General features: G+C 47.2%; 24 protein-coding genes, 1 pseudogene and 1 riboswitch. Of the genes and pseudogenes, 19 read left to right on the top strand and 6 right to left on the bottom strand.

What is annotated here, in order from left to right; genetic code table 11:
• Window positions 1-16 precede the first annotated feature (16 nt).
• From KNQ04_RS02135 to KNQ04_RS02115, 5 genes are all read left to right on the top strand, one after another.
• Window positions 17-859, top strand: a complete 843-nt coding sequence (locus tag KNQ04_RS02135) for a DUF72 domain-containing protein (protein WP_214846972.1) — start codon at window positions 17-19, stop codon at window positions 857-859.
• A gap of 20 nt (window positions 860-879) precedes the next feature.
• On the top strand, window positions 880-2,184 hold the full coding sequence (locus KNQ04_RS15810; protein ID WP_214846971.1) for a bifunctional metallophosphatase/5'-nucleotidase: 1,305 nt from the start codon (window positions 880-882) through the stop codon (window positions 2,182-2,184).
• Window positions 2,185-2,247: 63 nt separating this feature from the next.
• Window positions 2,248-3,147, top strand: coding sequence for a lipoyl synthase (gene lipA, locus KNQ04_RS02125; RefSeq protein ID WP_029331265.1), 900 nt, complete (start codon window positions 2,248-2,250; stop codon window positions 3,145-3,147).
• Between the two features lie 106 nt (window positions 3,148-3,253).
• Window positions 3,254-3,622: a YutD family protein gene (locus tag KNQ04_RS02120; protein WP_214846970.1), complete on the top strand. Its 369-nt coding sequence runs from the start codon at window positions 3,254-3,256 to the stop codon at window positions 3,620-3,622.
• A gap of 85 nt (window positions 3,623-3,707) precedes the next feature.
• Window positions 3,708-4,160, top strand: coding sequence for a general stress protein (locus tag KNQ04_RS02115; protein ID WP_214846969.1), 453 nt, complete (start codon window positions 3,708-3,710; stop codon window positions 4,158-4,160).
• 45 nt (window positions 4,161-4,205) lie between these two features.
• On the opposite strand, the gene KNQ04_RS02110 is transcribed toward KNQ04_RS02115, so the two are convergent.
• Window positions 4,206-4,484 carry a DUF3055 domain-containing protein gene (locus KNQ04_RS02110; RefSeq protein ID WP_088837691.1) on the bottom strand — a complete coding sequence of 93 codons (279 nt, stop codon included), beginning with the start codon at window positions 4,482-4,484 and terminating at the stop codon, window positions 4,206-4,208.
• 38 nt (window positions 4,485-4,522) lie between these two features.
• Window positions 4,523-5,503 (bottom strand): class II fructose-bisphosphatase, encoded by a 981-nt coding sequence (gene glpX, locus KNQ04_RS02105; RefSeq protein ID WP_214846968.1) that lies wholly within the window; start codon window positions 5,501-5,503, stop codon window positions 4,523-4,525.
• A gap of 155 nt (window positions 5,504-5,658) precedes the next feature.
• Here glpX and KNQ04_RS02100 point away from each other — a divergent pair, with 155 nt between their 5' ends.
• A complete protein-coding gene (locus tag KNQ04_RS02100) occupies window positions 5,659-6,102 on the top strand; it encodes a DUF86 domain-containing protein (RefSeq protein WP_214846967.1) in 444 nt (147 codons plus the stop codon).
• Between the two features lie 6 nt (window positions 6,103-6,108).
• On the top strand, window positions 6,109-6,873 hold the full coding sequence (locus KNQ04_RS02095) for a TIGR01457 family HAD-type hydrolase (RefSeq protein ID WP_214846966.1): 765 nt from the start codon (window positions 6,109-6,111) through the stop codon (window positions 6,871-6,873).
• Between the two features lie 46 nt (window positions 6,874-6,919).
• On the opposite strand, the gene KNQ04_RS02090 is transcribed toward KNQ04_RS02095, so the two are convergent.
• A complete protein-coding gene (locus tag KNQ04_RS02090; protein ID WP_012371190.1) occupies window positions 6,920-7,147 on the bottom strand; it encodes a NifU family protein in 228 nt (75 codons plus the stop codon).
• A 109-nt stretch (window positions 7,148-7,256) separates the two neighbouring features.
• Between KNQ04_RS02090 and KNQ04_RS02085 the strand changes: the two genes are divergently transcribed.
• The gene (locus KNQ04_RS02085; RefSeq protein ID WP_214846964.1) at window positions 7,257-7,559 is read left to right on the top strand and encodes a DUF1462 family protein; all 303 of its coding nucleotides are present in this window, start codon (window positions 7,257-7,259) and stop codon (window positions 7,557-7,559) included.
• Between the two features lie 405 nt (window positions 7,560-7,964).
• Here KNQ04_RS02085 and KNQ04_RS02080 read toward each other — a convergent pair whose 3' ends face one another.
• Window positions 7,965-9,017, bottom strand: coding sequence for an NAD(P)/FAD-dependent oxidoreductase (locus KNQ04_RS02080; protein WP_214846962.1), 1,053 nt, complete (start codon window positions 9,015-9,017; stop codon window positions 7,965-7,967).
• 92 nt (window positions 9,018-9,109) lie between these two features.
• On the opposite strand from KNQ04_RS02080, the gene KNQ04_RS02075 reads away from it, so the two are divergent.
• Window positions 9,110-9,343, top strand: coding sequence for a YuzB family protein (locus KNQ04_RS02075; RefSeq protein ID WP_214846961.1), 234 nt, complete (start codon window positions 9,110-9,112; stop codon window positions 9,341-9,343).
• Window positions 9,344-9,404: 61 nt separating this feature from the next.
• Here KNQ04_RS02075 and KNQ04_RS02070 read toward each other — a convergent pair whose 3' ends face one another.
• On the bottom strand, window positions 9,405-9,971 hold the full coding sequence (locus tag KNQ04_RS02070; protein ID WP_214846960.1) for an ECF transporter S component: 567 nt from the start codon (window positions 9,969-9,971) through the stop codon (window positions 9,405-9,407).
• Between the two features lie 155 nt (window positions 9,972-10,126).
• Window positions 10,127-10,266: riboswitch (FMN riboswitch) on the bottom strand.
• A 116-nt stretch (window positions 10,267-10,382) separates the two neighbouring features.
• Between KNQ04_RS02070 and KNQ04_RS02065 the strand changes: the two genes are divergently transcribed.
• The 4 genes from KNQ04_RS02065 (at window position 10,383) to KNQ04_RS02050 (ending at window position 12,792) form a co-directional block, all read left to right on the top strand.
• Window positions 10,383-10,733, top strand: a complete 351-nt coding sequence (locus tag KNQ04_RS02065; protein ID WP_029331252.1) for a HesB/IscA family protein — start codon at window positions 10,383-10,385, stop codon at window positions 10,731-10,733.
• A gap of 125 nt (window positions 10,734-10,858) precedes the next feature.
• The gene (locus KNQ04_RS02060; RefSeq protein WP_214846959.1) at window positions 10,859-11,725 is read left to right on the top strand and encodes an NAD-dependent epimerase/dehydratase family protein; all 867 of its coding nucleotides are present in this window, start codon (window positions 10,859-10,861) and stop codon (window positions 11,723-11,725) included.
• On the top strand, window positions 11,722-12,231 hold the full coding sequence (locus KNQ04_RS02055) for a GNAT family N-acetyltransferase (RefSeq protein ID WP_214846958.1): 510 nt from the start codon (window positions 11,722-11,724) through the stop codon (window positions 12,229-12,231). Before KNQ04_RS02060 ends, KNQ04_RS02055 begins: the two co-directional genes overlap by 4 nt.
• A gap of 63 nt (window positions 12,232-12,294) precedes the next feature.
• Window positions 12,295-12,792, top strand: coding sequence for a GNAT family N-acetyltransferase (locus tag KNQ04_RS02050; protein ID WP_214846957.1), 498 nt, complete (start codon window positions 12,295-12,297; stop codon window positions 12,790-12,792).
• A gap of 83 nt (window positions 12,793-12,875) precedes the next feature.
• Here KNQ04_RS02050 and KNQ04_RS02045 read toward each other — a convergent pair whose 3' ends face one another.
• The gene (locus tag KNQ04_RS02045; protein ID WP_029331247.1) at window positions 12,876-13,871 is read right to left on the bottom strand and encodes an NAD(P)/FAD-dependent oxidoreductase; all 996 of its coding nucleotides are present in this window, start codon (window positions 13,869-13,871) and stop codon (window positions 12,876-12,878) included.
• Window positions 13,872-14,113: 242 nt separating this feature from the next.
• On the opposite strand from KNQ04_RS02045, the gene KNQ04_RS02040 reads away from it, so the two are divergent.
• From KNQ04_RS02040 to KNQ04_RS02015, 6 genes and pseudogenes are all read left to right on the top strand, one after another.
• Window positions 14,114-15,325 carry an NAD(P)/FAD-dependent oxidoreductase gene (locus KNQ04_RS02040; protein WP_214846956.1) on the top strand — a complete coding sequence of 404 codons (1,212 nt, stop codon included), beginning with the start codon at window positions 14,114-14,116 and terminating at the stop codon, window positions 15,323-15,325.
• A gap of 84 nt (window positions 15,326-15,409) precedes the next feature.
• A complete protein-coding gene (locus KNQ04_RS02035) occupies window positions 15,410-15,727 on the top strand; it encodes a YuiB family protein (RefSeq protein ID WP_214846955.1) in 318 nt (105 codons plus the stop codon).
• Window positions 15,728-15,828: 101 nt separating this feature from the next.
• Window positions 15,829-16,686 (top strand): glucose PTS transporter transcription antiterminator GlcT, encoded by an 858-nt coding sequence (gene glcT / locus KNQ04_RS02030; protein ID WP_214846954.1) that lies wholly within the window; start codon window positions 15,829-15,831, stop codon window positions 16,684-16,686.
• 223 nt (window positions 16,687-16,909) lie between these two features.
• Window positions 16,910-18,412 (top strand): annotated as a pseudogene (ptsG, locus tag KNQ04_RS02025) (glucose-specific PTS transporter subunit IIBC); the annotation flags it as partial.
• A gap of 160 nt (window positions 18,413-18,572) precedes the next feature.
• On the top strand, window positions 18,573-20,666 hold the full coding sequence (ptsG, locus tag KNQ04_RS02020) for a glucose-specific PTS transporter subunit IIBC (RefSeq protein ID WP_214846952.1): 2,094 nt from the start codon (window positions 18,573-18,575) through the stop codon (window positions 20,664-20,666).
• 564 nt (window positions 20,667-21,230) lie between these two features.
• The gene (locus KNQ04_RS02015) at window positions 21,231-22,742 is read left to right on the top strand and encodes an MDR family MFS transporter (protein ID WP_214846951.1); all 1,512 of its coding nucleotides are present in this window, start codon (window positions 21,231-21,233) and stop codon (window positions 22,740-22,742) included.
• Window positions 22,743-22,943: the final 201 nt, after the last annotated feature.

The following is a 22,943-nucleotide window of genomic DNA, read 5'->3' as shown; positions in this document are numbered from 1 at the left end:
AAGGAGGGGTAGACGGATGATTTATGTCGGCGTGACCGGTTGGGGGGATCATGATTCCCTCTATCCGACACCACAAGACCGGAAAGAGAAGCTTGCTGCCTATGCGGGACATTTTCCGGCGGTCGAGGTCGATTCGACGTTTTACGCGATTCAACCGGAACGGAACTACCAAAAGTGGGTCGCGGAAACACCGGATGCTTTCCGGTTCATCGTCAAGGTCCACCGGGCGATGAGTGGACACGATCGGGACAACAAGGATTCGCTCGGTCCGATTTTTGAACAGTACCTTGCCTCGATTGAACCGATGAAGGAGAGCGGAAAGATTGCGGCGATTCTCGTCCAATTGCCGCCTTGGTTCGATGTCAGCAAGGTCCACCTTGAATACTTGCAAACCGTTCGTAAATCGCTCGCCGGACTTCCGGTCGCGATTGAATTCAGAAACCCGTCTTGGTATTCGGAAGCTTACCGGGAACGAACGCTCCGGTTTTTAGCCGAGCATCAGTTCATTCATACGATTTGTGATGAACCGCAGACGGAAGACGGTTCCGTCCCGTTCGTTCCTGTCGTCACACATGAGACGGCGTTCGTCCGCTTGCATGGCCGGAACAAAAACGGCTGGCTCAAGAAACCCGGACAAAGCAGTGACGACTGGCGAAAGGTCCGCTGTTTATACCGATACTCGGAAGAAGAACTCCAAGAATTAGCAGAACACGTTCGGACGCTTGCAGGACAAGCGAAAGACGTGTATGTTTTCTTTAATAACAATTCAGCAGGCGATGCCGCGCCGAATGCGAAACGTCTGATTGAGATTCTTGGTCTCGATTATGAACTCGCTCCCCGGCAAATCTCGTTGTTTTAACTTTAGAGGAGGCTTTAAGCGTGAAGTTACACGTCATCCATTATAATGATCTTCATTCACACTTTGATATGTGGCCGCGCTATATGTCGTTCATCAAGGAACACCGGACGTACGACTCCCTTGTCTTTGATTTAGGGGATCACGCGGACCGCGTTGCACCGGCGACGGAAGCGACGCAAGGAAAAATCAATACCCATCTCTTAAATGCGTTAGCACCGACTGCCGTGACGATCGGAAACAATGAAGGAATCACGTTCCCGCATGACTGGCTGGCTGCACTTTATACAGAAGCGGCGTTCCCTGTGCTTGTCTCGAACATGACGGCGCCGTTCGCGAAACCGGGCATGATTCAGGAACTGCCGACTGGTAAAGTCGGAATCTTTGGTCTGACGGCCCCTTATTATGAATTATATGAGTTGCTCGGTTGGACGATTGAAGACCCGTTCGAAGCAGCGGCGCGTGAAATCGAAGCGCTTCGCGGGCAGGTTGATGTCCTGATTTGTCTGAGTCATCTCGGGTTTTATCAAGATGAGGAACTGGCAGAACGCTTCCCGGAACTTGATTTAATCATCGGAGCCCATACGCATCATGTCTTAGACGATGGTGTCGTCAAAAATGGTGTCTTGATTGCTCAAGCTGGTAAGCACGGACAATACGCGGGTGAAATCTATCTCAACACGGACACCGGTGAAAAGGAAGCTGTCTTGCATCCGCTCCACGACTATACGGCAGATGAAGCGAGCTCCGTTCTGCTCGACCGGGAACAATATGCCGCTGAAAAAGTGATGAAGGAACCGATTGGCAGGACATCAGGTCTAGCGAATGACTGGTTTAGTCCGTCACCGTTTTCACAACTGTTGGCCGACACGATGCAGGACTGGTGTAAAGCAGACATCGCCTGCGTTCCGGCCGGTATGTTGCTCGGTTCGTTATCTCCCGGTCCCGTCTCTTCCTTCGACTTGCACCGGTTATGTCCACATCCAATCAATCCGTGTAACGTCACGATGACGGGTCGGCAACTGATGACGTTCATGGAAGAAGTCGAAACCGATCAGTTTGAACAGCTCAAAGTCCGTGGACTCGGTTTTCGTGGGAAGTTGATGGGAAAAATGCATTACGCGGGACGTGACTCCGTCTTAGCAACGTTTGACGAGGCGGCACACTACACGGTCGCAATGCCGGATATGTTTACATTCGGTCCGCTCTTCCCAGCCATCAAAGATATGCCGAAACACTATTTCATGCCTGAACTACTGCGTGATCTGTTATTTAATCGACTATCGGAGAAGTCAGAATTTACCGAATTGCATGCCCCTAAACGATAATTATTTGGTATACTGAAACAGAAAATAGATGACTTTTTTGGGGATGAAGGGGGAAGTGTATTTATGGCTAGAGGAGAGATTCAACGGAAGCCGGAATGGTTAAAAATCAAGTTGAACACAAACGAAACCTACACAGAGCTTAAGAGTATGATGCGTGAAAAAAAGCTACATACGGTCTGTGAGGAAGCGAAGTGTCCGAACATTCATGAGTGCTGGGCCGTTCGCCGGACAGCAACGTTTATGATCCTTGGGAGTATCTGTACACGGGCCTGCCGTTTTTGTGCCGTCACGACAGGACGTCCAAATGAACTTGATTTAGAAGAACCGAAACGCGTCGCGGAGTCAGTCCGTCTGATGAACTTGAAACATGCGGTCATCACAGCAGTAGCACGTGACGACTTGAATGACTTCGGGGCAGGAGTTTACGCCGAAACAGTGCGTGAAGTGCGCCGGATGAACCCGGAAACTTCAATCGAGGTCTTGCCGTCAGATATGGGTGGAAACTTTGAGGCGCTTCAAACCTTGATTGATGCAAAACCGGATATCATGAACCATAACATTGAAACAGTGCGTCGTTTGACACCGACGGTCCGCGCGAAAGCAACGTATGACCGGACACTCGAATTCCTTCGTCGTTCGAAAGAGCTTGCTCCTGAAATCCCGACGAAGTCCAGTCTGATGTTAGGGCTTGGTGAAACGTGGGAAGAAATTTTACAGACGATGGATGATCTCCGTGCGAATGACGTCGATATCATGACAATCGGTCAATACCTTCAACCGACGAAAAAGCACCTGACCGTCATCAAATACTATACGCCACAAGAATTTGCTGAACTAAAAGAAATCGCGCTTGGCAAAGGCTTCTCCCACTGTGAAGCTGGTCCACTCGTCCGGTCTTCGTACCATGCGGATGAACAGGTCAACGCAGCGAAAAAGAATAAAGCCGCTTTACCAATCGATTGAGTATCTAAAACCGTCTCAGTAGTTGCAGGGGACGGTTTTTTGTCTGTGCGGAGATTCGTTTTCAGAATTGAATATGCTATGATAACAGGAGCAGGGGGTGGAAAAAATGATACAAGTCAATCGCGAACGATATGAAATCGTTGAAGAAAAGCGTGAAGGTTTCAATGAAGAAGCGTTCATTGGACGGTTTAGTGATGTCCTCGAAAAATATGATTACATCGTTGGAGATTGGGGGCACGGTCAACTTCGACTACGTGGCTTCTATAATGACGATCATATCAAAGCGACGTTTGATACGAAGATTTCGCATGTCGCGGATTATTTATATGAATACTGTAATTTCGGCTGTGCCTATTTCATCGTCAAGCGGATGGAACCGGTAGAAGGAGAAGAAGCACCACCTCGCTTCGACGGATCTTCGGCCAATACGCTGAAGCTGAAACGAAAGTTCTCTCCGACCGAAGAGACGAAGTAATCAAAAAGACATATGGAATTGCGTTTCTAATCGCCTGATTTCGGCTATTACTATAAGTATCACGTACCTATAGGGGGAACCATCCATGAGAATCGTCGGGATTTATAAAACTGTACCAGAAATCGTTAGTGCTGTTCATGATTTACGTGTCGCTGGAGTCGTTTCAACTGACTTAAAAGTCGTCGCCCATGACCGCTATGATTTAGAACAAATCGAAGAAATGGCGGATTTGCATAATCACCAAACGTCAACGAAGCTGTCGCAAGAAGATCATATGAATCTGTGGCAGGAAATCAAAGGAATCTTCAAAAAGAAAGAATCCGCTTCGACGTCACATACCGGTGTATTGGAAGCGAGCGGCTTGAGCAAAGAAGATGTCGACCGTGCAAACAAAGCAGTCGAAGATCATCAGTTCGTACTGCTCGTTGGGGACGAGGCAGATGAACATTCAGAGCGCAGAGCCCATGATGAATCAGACAATACGAACGTCTTTAGTGGACCGAATACACTGAATGAACGCAATGACCGTCTATTATAAGAAACGAAAAAGCAGTCGCATCCCGTGAGGATGCGACTGCTTTTTTCATGTGAGACCGATGTATTCACTTAAATAGCGTTCGAGTTCATCAGCTGCGTCTTCTTCGAGATCGAAGGCATGCGCGATATACCCGGGTTCGTCAAAATCATCGGCACCGATGATCGCAAAGCGGTTCGAAAGTAAATTCAGCACTAATATCTTACCGAAAAAGTGTTCCGAGTGCGTGATTGCTAAATCGAACCGGCTCGTTTCACCAATCCAACATATAAAACGTGTTTTTGTCTGTTCGACATCATCATATAAAAAATCGCGTTCTTCCATCATGACGTGTAAAGTCCCTCATTTCCTCTTCTCTTCCCAGATTAAAGGGTTTGGGGAACATTTTGCAAGTACGGTTTGCGTGAAAGGCTGTGTTCCGCGATGACTTTGCGGATGGTCCGTGTTTTCGAGCGCATGACGAGCGATGTCGTTTCCACGATATCGTCCGTGATGAATTTGACACCGTCGAGCATTTCTCCTGTCGTGACACCTGTTGCCGCGAAGATGCAATCGTCACTCTTGATTAAGTCGTCGAGCGTCAACAATTGTAACGGATCAGCAAGTCCCATCCGAATGACACGGGCCGTTTCTTCGTCGTCCATCGGATGCAAGCGTGCTTGCATGTCGCCACCCATGGCTTTGACGGCAGCAGCCGTAATGACACCTTCAGGTGCGCCACCCGTTCCGATGAAGATATCGATTCCAGTTGCCGGTGAAAGGGGAGCGATTCCAGCAGAGACATCGCCGTCCTCGAATAACCGGACGCGTGCGCCCATTCGCATCGCGGCTTCACGGAAGTGATCGTGACGTGGACGGTCTTGCATGATGACCGTGACGTCTTCGATCCGTTTATTGTTTCGTTCAGCTGCCTTTTCAATGATGACTTCGAGTGGATCGTCGAGCGAGACATGCCCTTTTAAGTTCGGACCAACCGTCAATTTATCCATGTACATGTCAGGAGCATGCAAGAGTGCACCTTGGTCAGCGACAGCGATGACGACCATTGCGTTACCAAGTCCTTTTGCGACGATGTTTGTTCCTTCGAGTGGATCAACCGCGATGTCGACGATCGGACCGTTTGTCGTGCCGAGTTGTTCGCCGATGAACAGCATCGGGGCTTCATCAAGTTCACCTTCGCCGATGACGACGGTTCCCGTCATGTTGACCGTATTCAAGACTTCACGCATCGCTGTTGTTGCGGCATCATCCGCCTCGTTCTTTTTCCCGCGACCAATCCATTTTGCAGATGCAAGGGCAGCAGCTTCCGTTGCGCGGACGATTTCTAGTGCAAGTTCCCGTTCCATGTATAAATAACCTCCAAGTCACGTAATGTGACATACTATTTTAGGTAAAAATCTAAATTGAGGATAACACATTGAGGAATGTGATGCAAATGGCGTTTCTGCTTTTCATGGACCGCGGATAGGGCTAAAATGAAGAATGTGAGGGGGAATGCTAGATGTATTTCGTGAATCGGGAAAAGATTGAACAAACGGTCGTTTGTTTTGAAACGGCACTTCGTCAAAGCAAAGAAATAACGGGGGATGCGGTGACGACTGCCTTAGCTTTAGAACGGATTGGGTTTTTGATCATCGAAAGTATCATCGATATCGGAAATAGTATGATTGATGGTTTCATCATGCGCGATCCGGGAAGTTATGAAGATATCGTATTGATTTTAGAGGACGAGCGGGTGATTGATACGGAACTCGCGACGGGCCTAAAACGAATCGTCGCTTTACGGACGCCAATCGTGCGTGAGTTTACGAAGTCGAGTACAGCAGAGATTCGGACCGTCTTAGATGAGGAAGAACTGGAGCTTCGCCGTTTTCCTTCCGCAGTCCGCCAATACCTAGAGACAGAACTCGGGCCCGTCTCAGCATTTTTACCAAACGAGGAGTGAGTCAGGATGAAAGCAAAAGGATATTTATTTGATTTAGATGGAACGATGTACAATGGCACGGAACCTGTCAAAGAAGCGGTTGATTTCGTCAATCGCTTGCAGGAAGAAGGTGTCCCGTACCTGTTCGTGACGAATAATGCATCGATGACAGCAGAGGCTGTCGCTGAAAAATTACGCGGCATGGGTGTTCATTCCGATGCAGGGCACGTCTTGACGAGTGCGATGGCGACAGGTCGCTACATCGCGGAACTGGATCCGGGTGCAAACGTTTATGCCATCGGTGAACATGGGCTGCATGATGCGTTAGAACAACAAGGGCTTCAAGTCGTTGCTGACGAGCATGCGGATTATGTCGTCATCGGTCTTGATCGCCAAATCACGTACGAGAAGTTAGCTATCGGTGCACTGGCCATCCGGGCAGGAGCACGATTCATCTCGACGAATGGCGATATCGCGATTCCGACAGAGCGTGGCTTCTTACCAGGGAATGGCGCCTTGACGTCTGTCTTGCGTGTGACGACAGAAAAAGAACCGTTCTATATCGGAAAACCGGAACCGGTCATGGTCAACATCGCTGCTGAAATGATTGGTCTTGCGAAGGAAGATGTCATCATGGTTGGTGACAACTACCATACGGATATCTTATTCGGAATCAATGGTGGGATTCGGACGATGCACGTTAACTCGGGTGTCCATACGCCTGTCTTCATCCAAGGACAGGATATTCAGCCGACGTACATGGTCGATTCGCTTGCCGAATGGATTCTGTAAACATAAAAATCCCCGACGACGGATGTCATCGGGGATTTTTTTAGAATTAGAAGACTTGTTCTACTTCAACGACGCCAGCTACTTCTTCAAGCAGGGCACGTTCGATACCAGCCTTCAATGTGATTGTCGAACTTGGGCAACTGCCGCAAGCTCCCATCAAACGAAGTTTAACGATACCATCTTCAACATCTACGAGCTCAACGTCTCCTCCATCACGAAGAAGGAACGGACGCAATTTTTCGAGGACTTCATTCACTTGATCAAACATTTCCATGCGTAAACACATCCTTTCTTATAAATTCATTGTAACAGGGTTGAAAAATGTTCTCAATCTGGAAAACTTGTATACTGAGAAAGAGTAGACGAAAGAAGGGGGATATCTGATGGAAATCAAGGTATACGGGGCAGCAGTGACCTGTCCGAGTTGTGTCGGGGCACCGAGTTCGGAAGAGACGTTCAGCTGGTTACAGGCCGTGCTTGGGCGGAAATATGAGACGGAGTTAACATTTGTTTACGTTGATTTTGAACAGGCGACGACAGACGACAGTTGGGTGGATGCTTTAAAAGACGACGAATATTTTTACCCACTGGTCTTGCTCGATGGCGAAATGGTTGACGAAGGGTATGTTCAATTGAAAAAAGTCACACGCGCGATTGATTTGAAATTGGATCAGGCTGCCAAGTAAACTTCATTAACATTTAAAAATCCCCAAAGCGCCTAAACGGTCTTTGGGGATTTCAGTATGTAGACAAAAATGGTATGGGTTGATCAAAGCTTGTTTCTTCTTCGTTGCTTTCCTCGGGCGAGGCGCAAGCCGTTGCTCCTTGATCCTCCCGGACAACGAGCGGGGTCTTGCCTGCCTCTTGGCAGCGCGCAAAAACGCGCTTTTTCCCGCAGGAGTCAACGAAACGTGACGCTTTTTAGGTAACACTATGACGGAAAACCAGTCATGCAGACGGTTTAGGGCGCAATCCGTCTCGAATCGCTTTTGAAGCGCGACCGGATTGTCTCTCTTCACGCTTCATAAGAGTTTGTCTACACGCTAAAATCCCCAAAGTACCTAAATGGTCTTTGGGGATTTTGGACGTGCTTATTTAATCTTTTTATGTTTCCATAAGACACCTGACTTTAAGAGTCGTGGCACTTTTCCCGTCAGAGCCTGTTTACCCATGACGATACCGAATCCATCTGATTTTCCGAGTGACCCGAGCATGCCGCGTAATTTGATTTCCGGTAATTTCGGAAGTTTTTTTCCGGCCCATTTCGCTTCGAGGACATCAACGACTTGATCGGCTTGATGCTCTGCGAGTTGCCCGCTTGGTGCGTATGGCAAGCTGGCGCAATCACCGATGACGAATACATTCTCATGTTCCGGCACGTGATGATGCGGCGTCAGTTTAATCCGTCCACCGCTATCTGCTTCAAAGCCGAGGTCCCGGACGACTTTGACCGGTTGTGTTCCGGCTGTCCAAATCGTCAAGTTCGTCGGGTAGACATCCTCACCGTTGCGGACGTCATCTGCCGTGACGAGTGTGACGTTTGAATTGTTGATGACTTCAACGTCATGCTCTTCAAACCACTCTTGGACGTAAGATGATACTTTATCGGATAAAAATGACAAGACAGAAGGACCGCGGTCGAATAAACGAATCTTCAAGTCCTTCCGACTTTCATGGAGCTCACTTGCGAGTTCGACACCCGAGAGTCCGGCACCGACGATCGATACCGTCGCACCAGGCGATAGCCCACAAATCGCATGGTGTGTCTTCCGAGATTCTTCAAGTGTCTGGATGCTGTACGTAAACTCTTGAGCACCCGGTATGTTATGGTATTTATCTTCGCAACCTAATGCGATGATGAGATCGTCATAAAAAAGTTCCGTTCCGTCTTGCAAGAAAACAGAATGCGTCTCTGGTGAAATGTTGACGACATGTCCATATTTATATGTGAGATGTTTCCCCTCCGGAAATTCAATCCGGACATCACGATCGGATAATGTACCTGCTGCAAGTGCATAATACTCGGTCTTTAGCGCATGATACGGCAAGCGGTCGACAAGTGTCACCGCGACCTCTTCATCTTTGAAGCGTTCACAAATCCGCATTCCGCCATATCCGCCACCTAAAACGACTAGTTGCTTCATAACTTAAAATCCCCCTTAGTTCCCCTAAATCAGTCTGACCTTGTATAATACGACATGAGGAAGGTTAATTCCTGCTTAAAGGAGGAAAAAAAGTGAATCCAATTATTGAATTTTGTATCAGTAACTTAGCGGCAGGGACACAAGTCGTCATGGCGCAACTCGAACGGGATCCGAATGTCGATGTCGTCGAGTATGGTTGTCTTGGCTACTGTGGCATCTGTTCGCTTGATCATTTTTGTCTGGTTGACGGCGAAACCGTCATCGGAGAGACACCGGAAGAACTGTTAGAAAACATCTACGCTAAAATCGAAGAAAATGAACTCTAAAAAAATCCCCCACCTCAAGTGAAGTGGGGGATTTTTGTCGGTCGGCGGGCGCGCCTAGGACTTATGCAGCTTGTTGACGACGGTTCATCCAAGGTTTTAATTTCAGGAACAGCGGAATGAAGAGAGCTGAAATGAAGAGAGCCTTAATGATGTTAAACGGTAAGATACCAGCGATGATCGTTGTCCATTTGACTGCCGGATCAAGCATGTAGTCCATCCCGAAGAACCAAGCGTATGCGGGAAGGATCAACACATAGTTGAGAATCGCAAGTCCAAGTGCCATCGTAATGGTTCCGGCGACTAAACCAGTCGCAAGACCTTGCGTTGATTTCTTTTTATGGTAGAACCAGCTGACGGGAAGGATAAAAGCGACACCAGCTGCGAAGTTTGCAAGTTCGCCGACCGGAACACCGCTTCCACGGAAGATATAATAGAGCACGTTCTTCAATGCTTCGACGATTACGCCGGCTACCGGTGAGAACATGATAGCAGCAATCAACGCCGGAACGTCACTGAAGTCGATTTTTAAATAGTTGGGTAAAAAAGGTAGTGGGAAGTTGAGTAACATAAGAACAAACGAAATTGAACCTAACATTGAGAGTGTGACCATTTTTTGAGTGCGTTTCATACGAGTAAATTCTCCTTTTTCGTTCCTCTCGATGAAGTATTGGCATGCTTGCGTCCAAAATAAACCCCCATTGAAATGAATTCAACAGGGGAGAAGTCCGCAATGAAATAAGCCTATCCGAAATTTGCAAAATCGGAATAAGTCTATATACATGCCGCCATCTTCTCCCATCCAGACTATACTGTCGGCTCCTGAGTCACACAGAATCAGCAAATAGCGCCCTATTCGCTCGCGGGCTTCAGACAAAAGTCTGTTTACCGCCGGTCGGGAATTTCACCCTGCCCTGAAGATGGAACGATTTAATTTTTTTGATACAATTCATTTATACAACGAATTCAAGATAGTTTCAAGCAACTAGGTTTCGAATCCGCATGAAATTGCGTATACTATAGAAAAAGGGAAGGTGATTACATGATCCAATTAACAGAAGCAGCTGCTCTTCAAGTCAAAGAGATGATGCAACAAGCACCGGACGATGAAAGAAATCTCCGGATGCTCGTTCAAGGTGGCGGATGCAGTGGTCTCTCCTACGGAATGGGTTTCGACAGCCAAAAGGAGACGGACCTGACATTTGAACAACATGGTGTCAATGTCATCGTCAATGAAAAAGACTATCCTGTCGTCAAAGGATTAGAAATTGACTATAAACAATCGATGCTCGGTGGCGGATTCACGATCACGAATCCGAATGCCATCGCGACATGCGGTTGCGGAACATCATTCAGAACAGCGACGAACGCCGGAACACCCGGTGGTTGCTAATTCACAACGTGGACCTCAGAGTCCGCGTTTTTTTTGTTTTTTCGTGCGATACAGGATTTTAAGAATCGGGTAGAGAAGACAGTAAGGCAACGGAATGAGTACGTCATCATGAAGGAGGACTATCGATGCGAAAAGTGTTGATTTTTGGTGGGACACGTTATTTCGGAAGACGTCTGGCATTACGACTGGCGGATGCCGGGGATGATGTGACGCTTGTCACACGGGGGGAACATACGCCACCTGTCGCGAAGGGCTTGACATTCTTTAAAGGGGACCGGACGTCAAGCAGTACGATGAAAGACTTAGGCAGTCAAAACTGGGATATCATCTACGACAACATTTGTTTTAACCCATATCAAGCAAAACTTGCCGTCGATGCATTCGAAGGAAAGGTCGGACGCTACATCTTAACGTCGACGATGTCCGTCTATGACGGAGGAGGAGCAAGTCTATCGGAGCGGGATTACAATCCGTTTCCCGGGAAATATGATTTAGAACAAGAACATGATTACGGGGAAGGAAAGCGCCAAGCGGAAAGTTATTTCTTTCAACGGGCGACATTTCCTGTCATCGCCGTTCGTTTCCCGGTTGTTTTAGGACCGGATGATTATACAGAACGACTGGTCTTCCATGTGAAACGTGCGCTCGCAGGGACGCCTGTAGTTGCTGAAAACCTTTATGCGAAGATGGGATATATCTCAAGCTATGAAGCGGCTGCGTTCCTTGAATGGTGTGGTCGTTCGACGATGACGGGACCACTGAATGCTGCGAGTGACGGCGTATTATCGATTCAAGATGTGATGGATAAAATTGACCGTGTCGCAGGAACGGAATCAACGTTCGTAACGACAGGTGACGATGAATCACCACTGGCGCCGGAACGTGATTTCTATATGGACACATCAGCAGCGAAAAAATCCGGCTATTTATTCCAACATGTCGACGATTGGCTCGATCGACTCATCGAAGAGGAGGTACGAACACACAAATGATTACGTTAGTAAAACCGTCCGTCCATCTCGAAGCGGAGTATTTAGACTTTGTCGCAGAATGGGAACAAGCAGGTGAACCGATTGTCCCAAGTGTCGTCAGTAAAACGTTTTTACCGCTCGCTGACTTTTTAGCGGAGCAAGAGCAAGAGGCATTGGCGGCCCCGGAAAACTGGGTGACACATTCGACGTATTGGTTTTATGATGGGGAACGAATCGTCGGTGCCGTGAACTTCCGTCATGATTTGAACGATCAGTTGAAACAAATCGGCGGTCATATCGGCTATGGGATTCGGCCGAGTGCTCGGAAGCGCGGTTACGCGACAGAAGGTCTGCGTCAAGCACTCGAAGTCGCAAAAGAACGCGGGTTAACATCGGTCTTGATTACGTGCAGTGCAGACAACATCGCGTCCGGTCGCGTGATTGAGGCGAACGGTGGAGAAGAACTGGAGCCTTTTATGAAAGAAGACGGGACACGTGTACGACGATTCAACATTCCGCTGTCTTAACATCATTCTAATCATCCTACTTTGATTAGGATGATTTTTAATTTGAGGGAGGGGGTTTTCGAGATGCAGATACGGCGAGCGACGTTAGACGACGCTGAAGCAATCGCCACCGTCCACGTTTCAGCGTGGCAAGAAACCTACCGCGGCATCATTCCGGACGACTACCTCAATCAGTTGTCGACAGAAAAGCGTGCCGCTACATGGCGCAAATTGTTAGTCGATGGACTGGTTTTTGTTGCAGTTGACGAGAAGGGCGTGATCGGTTTTGCCCACGGGAAGCAACGTCAAACAGAATCGACGGAAGGCGAACTGTCCGCGATTTATTTGCTGCGTCCGTATCAAGGTCGCGGAATCGGCCGCGCCTTAGTCAACCGTGTCGTCCGTCAGTTGGAGGAGCATGGTGTTACGTCACTCGTCATTGCCGTACTTGCGGATAATCCGGCCTGCCACTTTTACGAACGGCTTGGAGGTATCCGTGTTTCCGAGTGTGTGATTGAACGCGGGGGAAAAGAGCTAGAGGAATATGTATACCGGATTGCTTTACCGATTTCTGCTTCGTGAAGAAAAACGCAGATTTTTAGGAATCGCAAAAAAAGAAGCATTGCTTCGGCTTACACCGAGGAAATGCTTCTTCTTCACGTCCATTAATGGTTTTTTACTTTTTCGAACAGGCTTGTCGAGTGTTGCGGATGACGGGCGGACGGATCAACGAGTAGTTTCGCTTGATTGACAGCGATCGGTGCTTCACCGAAACCGGTCGCAATCAATTTGACACGACCATCGTACGTCGCGATGTCACCACAGGCAAAGATTCCGGGGATTGCCGTCTCCATTTTTGAATTGACACGAATCGAATTCCGTTCGAACTCGACTTCCCATTCTTTTAACGGTCCGAGCGACGAGACGAAACCGAAGTTACAGACGACATCATCTGCACCGACGACGATGACTTCTTCCGTTTCCGCATGTTTGAACGTCAGGGTTTCGATACTGTCTTCACCCGTGACGGATTCGAGCGTATACGGTGTCATGACATTGACGGATGAATTGTGGAGCAGTTCGACTGAATGCTCATGCGCGCGGAACTTATCCCGACGGTGAACGAGCGTGACGGATTTCGCAATCGGCTCAAGCATCAATGACCAGTCGACGGCGGAATCGCCACCACCGAGCAAGACGACTTGACGATCTTTGAAGCGGTCCATCTCGTTAACGAAATAATGTAAATTACTCGTTTCGAAACGTTCAGCGTCAGCGACACCAAGTGGACGGGCGGCGAACGAACCGTTTCCAGCCGTCAAAATGACCGTCTTCGTGAAGTGTTCTCCCTTGTTCGTCACGAGACGGATGATTCCGTCTTCGAGACGCTCGTAAGCGACGACGGTTTCGCCGAGGACATACGTCGGGTCGAATTCGTTGGCTTGTTCAAGCAAGCGGTCGACTAGATCCTGTGCTTTGACCTTTGGGAAACCGGCAATATCGTATATATATTTCTCAGGATAAAGCGTCGCGAGTTGCCCACCGAGTTGCGGGAGACTTTCGATGACTTTTGTCTTCATCTGACGCATCCCTGAATAAAACGCGGTGAACAATCCGACTGGACCGCCCCCGATAATCGTGACATCATATGGTTGGTACATCTGATTCCCTCCTATAGTTGGATAACCCTATTATATAGGAAGTAGGGGGCGATGTTGCAAGTGAGGGAAATCTCACATTTTTTTAGGGAATCTACAATTTTCTTTTGCAATCCATTAGAAAAAGTGTTTCAATAAGCGTATAGACATGTGAACATTATTTGAACAAAGTTTTTGTGCATTCGTCTGCAATTGAATGTGAAGAAAATCACAACAAAACTACCATTCGTAAGGAGTATCAGAACATGAACACACCTAACATTGTTATTCTTGGAGCCGGCTACGGTGGATTAATCACAGCAGTCAACCTTCAAAAGAAACTTGGCGTCGATCAAGCCAACATCACATTGATCAACAAACACGACTATCATTACCAAACTACTTGGTTGCACGAACCTGCGGCAGGTACGATGTCAGCAGAACAAGCACGTATCTATATCAATGATGTCATCAATCCTTCACGCGTCAAACTCGTCAAAGGGATTGTTGAAAAAGTCGACACGGCAAGCAACACAGTGAAACTTCAAGACGGTGGAGCTGTTCCTTACGATTACGTCGTTGTTGCACTTGGTGGAGTTCCAGAGACTTTCGGCATCAAAGGATTGAAAGAGAACGCTCTAACGATCAGCTCATTGAACAGTGTCCGGAAAATCAAAGAACACATCGACTACTCATTTGCGGAATACAAAACGACTGGTTCAACAGATCGTTCACTTCTGACAATCGTCGTCGGTGGAGCTGGATTTACAGGAATCGAGTTCATGGGTGAGCTCGTTAACCGAATTCCAGAACTTTGTAAACAATACGACATCCCACGCGAACTCGTTCGTGTCGTCAACATCGAGGCAGCTCCGACTGTCCTTCCAGGTTTTGATGCAGATCTCGTCAACTACGCACACAAATGGCTTGAGCGCCAAGGCATCGAGTTCAAACTCGGTAACGGCATCAAGGAATGTGGTCCTGGAACAGTTACGTTTGGTCCACTCCAAGGTGATACGACAGAAACGATTGAAGCGAACACAATCATCTGGACAGGTGGCGTCAGCGGGAACCCCGTCGTCGCGGCTTCAGGTTTTGAAGCAATGCGTAACCGTGTTGTCGTCGAAGGAGACCTACGTGTCCCTGGACATGATAATGTCTTCATGATTGGTGACTGTTCAGCGGTCATGGACCCAAGCTCGAACCGTCCATACCCACCAACAGCACAAATCGCGACACAACAAGCGCATAAAGTCGCTGAAAACATTTCAGCACTCATCGGTGGACGTGAAACATCGACGTTCACATATGAAAATAAAGGAACCGTCGCATCACTTGGTCATAAAGATGGAATCGGTATGGTCTTCGGTAAGAAGATTTATGGCCGTAACGCATCGTTCATGAAAAAAGTCATCGACAACAAACATTTCCTTGAACTGAAGAAAATTGGTCTTGCGATCAAAAAAGGTAAATTCTAAGTTCACCTTTTAGGCAAATGTACACTCGTGCATTTGCCTTTTTTGTCGGTTATACTAGACGAAGAGATTTAAAGGGGGAACATTATGCATATCATCCAAGCCGTGATCGGGAGTGTACTTTATCTCGTCATGTTCTTTAGTATTGGTTTTATTTTAAACATGTTGTTACGCAGCACCTGGATCATGCTCGTCTTATATCCGATCATCATCATCATGATGATTGATAATCAGTCGACGCTTGAATACTTCACGAACGCGAAAAAAGCGATTCCAGCGTTAGGTGACCGAATCATGGGTCTGCAGACAGCGGACGTTACGATGTTCGCGGCAGGACTTGCCGGTATCATCATTGCCGGAATGTCGATTCGTTTCCTACGGAAAAGCGGTTACCAAATGTTTTAAAGCCTACTTGAGTGAGTAGGCTTTTTTAGTGTGTTAAAACACGTTATAATAAAAACAGTGTCTTTTAAAAAAATGTGTAGAGCAGATAGGGTTGAGAGCGAATGGATAAACAAATGTACCACGTTATCAAAGTCTTGAATAATAATGTCGTCATTTGTTCGACTGGTGCAAATCAGGAAGTCATTATCCTCGCAAAAGGGATTGGCTTCGGACGGAAGCCAGGCGATCAACTGACGGATCTCGAAAAATTAGAAAAAGTCTATACCTTGAAGGATAAAGAAGAGCAAGACCAATATAAGGCGCTTGTCGGTCAAGTCGATGAAAACTTTGTTGCCTTGATGAATGACATCGTGTCGATGATTGAAACGCGGTTCGGAAAACGTGTGGATGAACATATTCATATCGGGCTGACGGATCATTTGACGTTTACATTCAAGCGCTTAGAGCAAGGTATGGAAGTGACGAATCCCTTTTTAGCGGAGACCGAAGCCTTATATCCGGAAGAATATGCGCTGGCAGAAGAAATCGTTGAATTTATCAGCGCCGAGATGAATTTTTATCTTCCTCCGGCAGAAACTGGATTCATCGCACTCCATATTCATTCGGCAACGAACTTTAAAGACGTCCTTGAAGTTAATCGTCATCATCAACTCGTCGGATTAATTGCGAGTCATATCGAGCAGCGGCTGCAAATCAAAATCGACCGGAAATCGCTGGATTATAAGCGTTTGATTCGGCACTTGCGGTCGGCGATTGAAAGGGTTTCCAATGGGGAGTACCTAGACGCGCCAGAAAAAGTAGAAAAGCTATTGCGTGAAGAATATCCCCTGTGCTATGATACTGCTTGGGAGCTGATGTCCATCATGGAACGTCAGCTGAAGAAAGCGGTACCGCGCGGTGAGGCGACGTATCTTACGATGCATCTGCAACGCTTAGTGCAGTACGACTTAGATAAATGACCGCACGGACTACGTGTTACTGATACGATCAGGCATGAGTGGGAAGTCGGACAAAAATGATTTATTTCCGTTTATATTTTTACGGGATAAGTGTATTTTGTTCTACAATCCGCTCGTGCCTGATTTTTTTCTGTAAAAAATCGGTCGGATGTCTGACTTTTTTCTTCCTGTCATTGGTATTATTCATTATTTTTAGTTTTTACATCAAAAGGAGGAAACACACATGTTCAAACAGATTTTCGCTGTCCTTCAACGTGTCGGTAAAGCGTTAATGCTTCCTGTTGCGATTTTGCCAGCTGCCGGGATCTTACTTGGATTCGGTAACGCGATGCAAAATCCGAACTTGACGTCAAAACTCGAGTTCTTAAAAAATGATGCAATCATCAAGGTTGCAAAATTGATGGAAGCAGCCGGGGACATCATCTTCGGTAACTTAGCACTCTTATTCGCGGTCGGTGTCGCGATTGGGTTAGCGGGAGACGGCGCAGCCGGACTCGCAGCCATCGTCGGATTCTTGATCATGAACAAAACAATGAGCGTTTGGCTCGGCGTTACACCAGAAATGGTTGCTAACGGTCAAGGCTACGCCAACGTACTTGGTATTCCGACACTTCAAACAGGTGTCTTCGGTGGTATCATCATCGGTTTACTCGCAGCTTGGGCTTACGGTAAGTATCATAATCTTGAATTGCCGCAGTTCCTTGGATTCTTCGCAGGTAAACGTTTCGTTCCAATCGTTACAGCAGTCATTTCATTGTTCGCAGGTTTAATTCTTGTTTTCGTATGGCCGTTCGCTCAGGACGGGTTGAACACATTCTCTCACTTTATGATGGAGAAAAACCCGACGCTTGCAGCATTCGTCTTCGGTCTCATTGAACGTTCATTGATTCCATTCGGTCTTCACCATATCTTCTACGCACCGTTCTGGTTCGAATTCGGTTCGTACACGAACAAAGCAGGAGATCTTGTCCGTGGTGACCAAGCGATCTTCTTCGCACAGTTGAAAGATAACGTGACATTAACAGCTGGTACGTTCATGACTGGTAAATTCCCGTTCATGATGTTCGGTCTTCCAGCAGCAGCACTTGCAATGTACCACGAAGCACGCCCAGAGCGTCGCGCAGTCGTTGGTGGTCTTCTTGGATCAGCAGCACTTACAGCATTCTTAACAGGTATCACAGAGCCAATCGAATTCGCATTCTTATTCGTTGCGCCAATCTTGTTCGCAGTACACGCAGTTTTCGCAGGTCTTTCATTCATGACAATGCAACTCTTGAACGTTAAAATCGGGATGACATTCTCTGGTGGATTGATTGACTTCCTTCTCTTCGGTGTCCTTCCAGGACGTACGCAGTGGTGGCTCGTCATCGTCGTCGGTCTTGTGCTTGCAGTCATTTACTACTTCGGATTCCGTTTCGCGATCCGCAAGTTCAACTTGAAAACACCAGGTCGTGAAGATGAAGTACAAGAAACGTCATTGGCTCAAGGTTCTGAGCTCGCAGCAGGTATCCTTGACGCACTCGGTTCTGAATCAAACATCAAACACCTTGACGCATGTATCACACGTCTTCGTGTTGAAGTTCTCGATAAATCAAAAGTCGATAAAAACGAATTGAAAAAACTTGGAGCTGCCGGTGTCCTTGAAGTTGGTAACAACGTTCAAGCGATCTACGGACCAAAATCAGATAACATCAAATCTGAAATTCAAGCCGTCATCAATACACGTAAACAAGAAAAATCAGTTTAAGTTTTATCGGATACGAGCCTCCCTAGTATGGGGAGGCTCGCTTTTTTGTATTCTAAAAAAATAAGGTGAATAGTTTTGCGAAAGAAAGATTTAGGGTATGAACTAAATAGTCTGGTCAAAAAAAGGAGGGAAATCACTGATGTGGAAAAATGTATTCGGAGTGTTGCAACGGATCGGTAAAGCATTGATGTTACCGGTCGCTATCTTGCCTGCGGCGGGGCTTCTACTGGCGTTTGGTACGGCTTTTCAAAACCCGAACTTAACGCAGTATCTGCCTTTTCTCGAAAATGATTCGCTTGTCGTCATCTGGCGTGTCATGCAAGACGCAGGGGATATCATCTTTGCCAACTTAGGATTACTGTTTGCCGTCGGGGTTGCGATTGGTCTTGCGAATGGTGAAGGTGTCGCAGGGCTTGCCGCAATCGTTGGATTCTTGATCATGAACAAGGTTATCAGTTCATTCCTACAAATCACACCGGAAAAAGTATCAGAAGCACAAAAAACAAGTGATTTATCGTATGCGACCGTATTAGGAATACCGACCTTACAAATGGGGGTATTCGGAGGGATCATTGCGGGGTTAATTGCCGCGTATAGCTATAATAAATTCTTTAAAATCAAACTACCGGACTTTCTTGGATTCTTCGCCGGTAAACGGTTCGTACCGATTGCGACAGCGTTATTTAGTTTAGTCGCTGGTTTTGCACTGTCCTTCATCTGGCCGCCGATTGGAAGTGGAATCAATACGTTCTCAAAAACAATCATCGAATCAAATGAAACGTTATCAGCTTTCATCTTTGGATTAGTCGAACGTTCACTCATTCCATTCGGTCTCCACCATATTTGGTACTCGAGTTTCTGGTTCCAATTTGGGGAGTACACGGATAAAGCCGGAACGGTCGTCAATGGTGATCAGCGGATTTTCTTTGCCCAGTTAAAAGATGGTGTACCCTTTACAGCTGGGACGTATATGACCGGTAAATATCCGTTCATGATGTTCGGACTTCCGGCAGCCTGTCTCGCGATGTATCACACAGTTGCGAAAGATCGCCGGAAAGCAGTCGAAGGACTTTATTTCTCCGCTGCCTTAACATCATTCCTGACAGGGATCACGGAACCAGTTGAATTTTCATTCGTGTTCGTTGCACCACTATTGTTTGCAGTCCACGCTGTGTTTGCAGGGCTCTCATTTATGATCATGGATATCTTGAACGTTAAAATCGGAATGACCTTCTCAGGTGGATTGATTGACTACACCTTGTTCGGCATCTTGCCGAACCGGACCGCTTGGTGGCTCGTCATTCCGGTTGGTCTAGTCTTCGCCGTCATCTACTACTTCGGATTCCGTTTCGTCATCACGAAGTTTGATTTAAAAATACCAGGGCGTGAAGCAATTAAAGAAGGGGCGGCAACAGCTGGTGCAACGGCTGGTGAGCTCCCGTATGAGATTCTGCAAGCATTTGGTGGACCATCGAATATTAAACACCTTGATGCGTGTATCACACGTCTGCGGATTACCGTTAATGATAAATCAGGCGTCAATAAGGAGCGTCTGAAAGAACTTGGAGCAGCCGGCGTACTCGAAGTCGGGGATAACGTCCAAGCGATCTTTGGTCCGAAATCAGATGGAATTAAGACGGAAATGGCAGAAATCATGAACGATCCGAACTACCAGCCTCCTGAAAAACCAGAAGCGGACCCAATCCCACAAGTTCCGACGGGAGCGGAGTCGCGTGGTGAAGAGCGGGAAAACTTAGCAGGGTCGGGTGGAGAGTATGTTCCGAGTGACGGATACGTCTCGCCACTTAGCGGAACGATTCGTTCGCTCGATGACGTACCGGATCAAGTGTTCTCTGGCCGCATGATGGGTGACGGGTATGCGATTGAACCGTCAGAAGGGTATGTCGTTTCACCTGTTTCGGGTGAAATCACGACGTTCTTCCCAACGAAACACGCGATTGGAATCTTGGCCGATAATGGAGACGAGATTTTGATTCATATCGGGATTGATACTGTATCGCTCGAAGGAAAAGGGTTTGAAGCACTTGCGAAAGCAGGGGATCGTGTTGAGCCAGGAACACCGTTGCTGAACGTCGACCTTGAACAAATTCGCCCACTCGTGCCGTCACTCTTAACACCAATCATCGTCACGAACAGTGGAGACCGGAAAGTAACGGTTGATATTGGTCGGACGGTTGAGGCTGGAGAAAAAGTCACGTATGAAATTAAGTAACGTCATTTTTAAAAAATAAGTAGACCTCGAAATCGTATCCGACTGGATTGTCGGATACGATTTTCAGCGTGTAGACAAACGCTTATGAAGCGTGAACATGCGATGACGAGAGACAATCCGGTCGCACTTCCCTGTCTCGCCTCGTCTTCAAAGCGGCGCGACCGATTGCTTTTCGCGGTTCTTGAGCGATTCGAGACGGATTGCGCCCTAAACCGTTTGCATGACTGGCTTTCCGTCATAGTGTTACTTAAAAAGCGTCACGTTTCGTTGACTCCTGCGGGGAAAAGTGCGTCTTTAACGCACTTTTAGAGGCGGGCAAGACCCTGCTCGTTGTCCGTGAGGATCAAGGAGTAACGGCTTGCGCCTCGCCCGAGGAAAGCAACGAAAAAAGACGCTTGATCTCCCGATGGCACGTTGTCTACAGCCTGAAATCGTATCCGACTAGCTTGTCAGATACGATTTTTTTGTAATCGAAAACATTCAATAATGAGAATGTGCACATATGATGATACAATGAATTAGCTATTATGAAGATTAGCTATATTTTAAGGAAGAGGTGAGTCGATGGCTTCGACTTCAACAAAAACAAAGTATGTCGTACTTGGATTATTGATTGGGATTTTAGTAGCGGCAATGGATAATACGATTGTTGCGACGGCTATGCCGACGATTGTCAGTGAGCTGAACGGTTTTGATCAATATGCGTGGGTCACGTCCGCTTATATGATCGCGACGGTCGCGGGAATGCCGATTTTCGGTAAATTAAGTGACATGTATGGTCGGAAACGCTTTTTCTTATTCGGGATGTTGCTTTTTATCACAGGAAGCATCCTTTGTGGGATTGCCGATTCGATTACGGAATTATCGATTTACCGTGCTGTTCAAGGATTGGGTGGCGGTGCCTTGATGCCGATCGCTTTTACAATCATCTTTGATATTTTCCCACCTGAAAAACGTGGGAAAGTCAGTGGTTTATTTGGGGCGGTATTCGGGATTTCAAGTATTTTTGGACCGTTGCTCGGTGCCGTATTGACAGATGCAATCAACTGGCGTTGGGTATTTTACATTAATATTCCACTGGGTTTAATTGCATTGGCGCTCGTTTCTTTATTCTACAAGGAGTCACCGATTCACCGGACACAAAAAATTGACTATGCAGGTGCCGCGACACTCGTTGCTGGATTAGTCACGTTCTTGCTTGGTCTTGAACTTGGTGGGAAAGAGTATGCGTGGAGTTCTCCACAAATTCTTGGATTATTCGGCGCATCACTCGCATTGTTCATCCTCTTTGGTCTGATTGAACGTCGGGCGGCTGATCCGGTCATTACGTTCAGTCTGTTCAGTCGTCGCCTGTTCGCAGCGACGCAAGGGGTTGCATTTTTTTATGGATTCGTCTTCATTTCAGCAAGTGTCTTCATTCCGATTTTCGTCCAAGGTGTCTTTGGCGGCAGTGCGACAAACTCGGGTCTGATCTTGATGCCGATGTTGATTGCTTCAGTAGTTTCGGCGCAACTCGGAGGACGTCTCCCAAATAAATATGGGTTCCGAAACGTCATGATGGTCTCGGCTGTGTTCTTTGTTCTCGGTGTTTATTTATTAAGTACGATGTCACTTGAGACGACACGGACTGCCGTTACCATCTATATGATCATCTTAGGTTTTGGTGTCGGCTTCAGTTTCTCTTTATTGAATCTTGCAGGCATCAATGGCATCGAGATGAAACGTCGTGGTGCGGCGACATCGATGGGTTCGACGTTCCGGACGATTGGGATGACGCTTGGGGTAACGATTCTCGGAATCGTTCAATCGCGGACGTTTACGTCATCGATCAGTGAACAATTACCGAGTGGAAATGCTCCAGCAGGAGGGCAATTCCCGACGGCGTCTGCATTTGCGAAGATGCCACCGGAAGTGGCGACAGCGATTAAAACGGCACTTGCGGATTCGATTTCCTCGGTTTACATGTGGGCGTTGATTCCGGCGATACTGGGTGTCATCTTCGTGTTCTTCATGGGCAATGAACGGCCGATCTTAAAAGAAGAACAAGGCGAACGACCGAAAACAAAGCAAGCATAAAAAGAAGGTCAACGAACAAAATTTGACTCAAAAGAAATCATTTGGATATGCACTCGCTTTCCAGCCCCATGTGGGCAAGAAAGCGAGTTTTGTTTGTCTCTGACAGCGCAGTTTACACCTGTGCTCAGCGTGTAGACAAACTTTTATGAAGCGTGAACATGCGACATCAAGAGGCAATCCGTTCGCGCTTCCCTGTCTCGC

It is taken from the genome of Exiguobacterium sp. s193 (assembly GCF_018618755.1).
In the GTDB taxonomy this organism is placed as follows: domain Bacteria; phylum Bacillota; class Bacilli; order Exiguobacteriales; family Exiguobacteriaceae; genus Exiguobacterium_A.
The sequence above is the reverse complement of the archived record's forward strand: the minus strand, read 5'-3'. Positions and strand labels throughout refer to the sequence as shown.

Excerpts from the sequence above, each read along its gene's own strand:
- lipA (WP_029331265.1), top strand. The coding sequence starts at position 2,248 with ATGGCTAGAGGAGAGATTCAACGGAAGCCGGAATGGTTAAAAATCAAG.
- KNQ04_RS02120 (WP_214846970.1), top strand. The coding sequence starts at position 3,254 with ATGATACAAGTCAATCGCGAACGATATGAAATCGTTGAAGAAAAGCGT.
- KNQ04_RS02085 (WP_214846964.1), top strand. The coding sequence starts at position 7,257 with ATGGAAATCAAGGTATACGGGGCAGCAGTGACCTGTCCGAGTTGTGTC.
- KNQ04_RS02060 (WP_214846959.1), top strand. The coding sequence starts at position 10,859 with ATGCGAAAAGTGTTGATTTTTGGTGGGACACGTTATTTCGGAAGACGT.
- KNQ04_RS02015 (WP_214846951.1), top strand. The coding sequence starts at position 21,231 with ATGGCTTCGACTTCAACAAAAACAAAGTATGTCGTACTTGGATTATTG.
- KNQ04_RS02040 (WP_214846956.1), top strand. The coding sequence starts at position 14,114 with ATGAACACACCTAACATTGTTATTCTTGGAGCCGGCTACGGTGGATTA.
- KNQ04_RS02045 (WP_029331247.1), bottom strand. The coding sequence starts at position 13,871 with ATGTACCAACCATATGATGTCACGATTATCGGGGGCGGTCCAGTCGGA.
- KNQ04_RS02080 (WP_214846962.1), bottom strand. The coding sequence starts at position 9,017 with ATGAAGCAACTAGTCGTTTTAGGTGGCGGATATGGCGGAATGCGGATT.
- KNQ04_RS02035 (WP_214846955.1), top strand. The coding sequence starts at position 15,410 with ATGCATATCATCCAAGCCGTGATCGGGAGTGTACTTTATCTCGTCATG.
- glpX (WP_214846968.1), bottom strand. The coding sequence starts at position 5,503 with ATGGAACGGGAACTTGCACTAGAAATCGTCCGCGCAACGGAAGCTGCT.
- KNQ04_RS02110 (WP_088837691.1), bottom strand. The coding sequence starts at position 4,484 with ATGATGGAAGAACGCGATTTTTTATATGATGATGTCGAACAGACAAAA.
- KNQ04_RS02070 (WP_214846960.1), bottom strand. The coding sequence starts at position 9,971 with ATGAAACGCACTCAAAAAATGGTCACACTCTCAATGTTAGGTTCAATT.
- glcT (WP_214846954.1), top strand. The coding sequence starts at position 15,829 with ATGGATAAACAAATGTACCACGTTATCAAAGTCTTGAATAATAATGTC.
- KNQ04_RS02065 (WP_029331252.1), top strand. The coding sequence starts at position 10,383 with ATGATCCAATTAACAGAAGCAGCTGCTCTTCAAGTCAAAGAGATGATG.
- KNQ04_RS02055 (WP_214846958.1), top strand. The coding sequence starts at position 11,722 with ATGATTACGTTAGTAAAACCGTCCGTCCATCTCGAAGCGGAGTATTTA.
- KNQ04_RS02135 (WP_214846972.1), top strand. The coding sequence starts at position 17 with ATGATTTATGTCGGCGTGACCGGTTGGGGGGATCATGATTCCCTCTAT.
- KNQ04_RS02100 (WP_214846967.1), top strand. The coding sequence starts at position 5,659 with ATGTATTTCGTGAATCGGGAAAAGATTGAACAAACGGTCGTTTGTTTT.
- KNQ04_RS02090 (WP_012371190.1), bottom strand. The coding sequence starts at position 7,147 with ATGGAAATGTTTGATCAAGTGAATGAAGTCCTCGAAAAATTGCGTCCG.
- KNQ04_RS02095 (WP_214846966.1), top strand. The coding sequence starts at position 6,109 with ATGAAAGCAAAAGGATATTTATTTGATTTAGATGGAACGATGTACAAT.
- KNQ04_RS02115 (WP_214846969.1), top strand. The coding sequence starts at position 3,708 with ATGAGAATCGTCGGGATTTATAAAACTGTACCAGAAATCGTTAGTGCT.
- ptsG (WP_214846952.1), top strand. The coding sequence starts at position 18,573 with ATGTGGAAAAATGTATTCGGAGTGTTGCAACGGATCGGTAAAGCATTG.
- KNQ04_RS02050 (WP_214846957.1), top strand. The coding sequence starts at position 12,295 with ATGCAGATACGGCGAGCGACGTTAGACGACGCTGAAGCAATCGCCACC.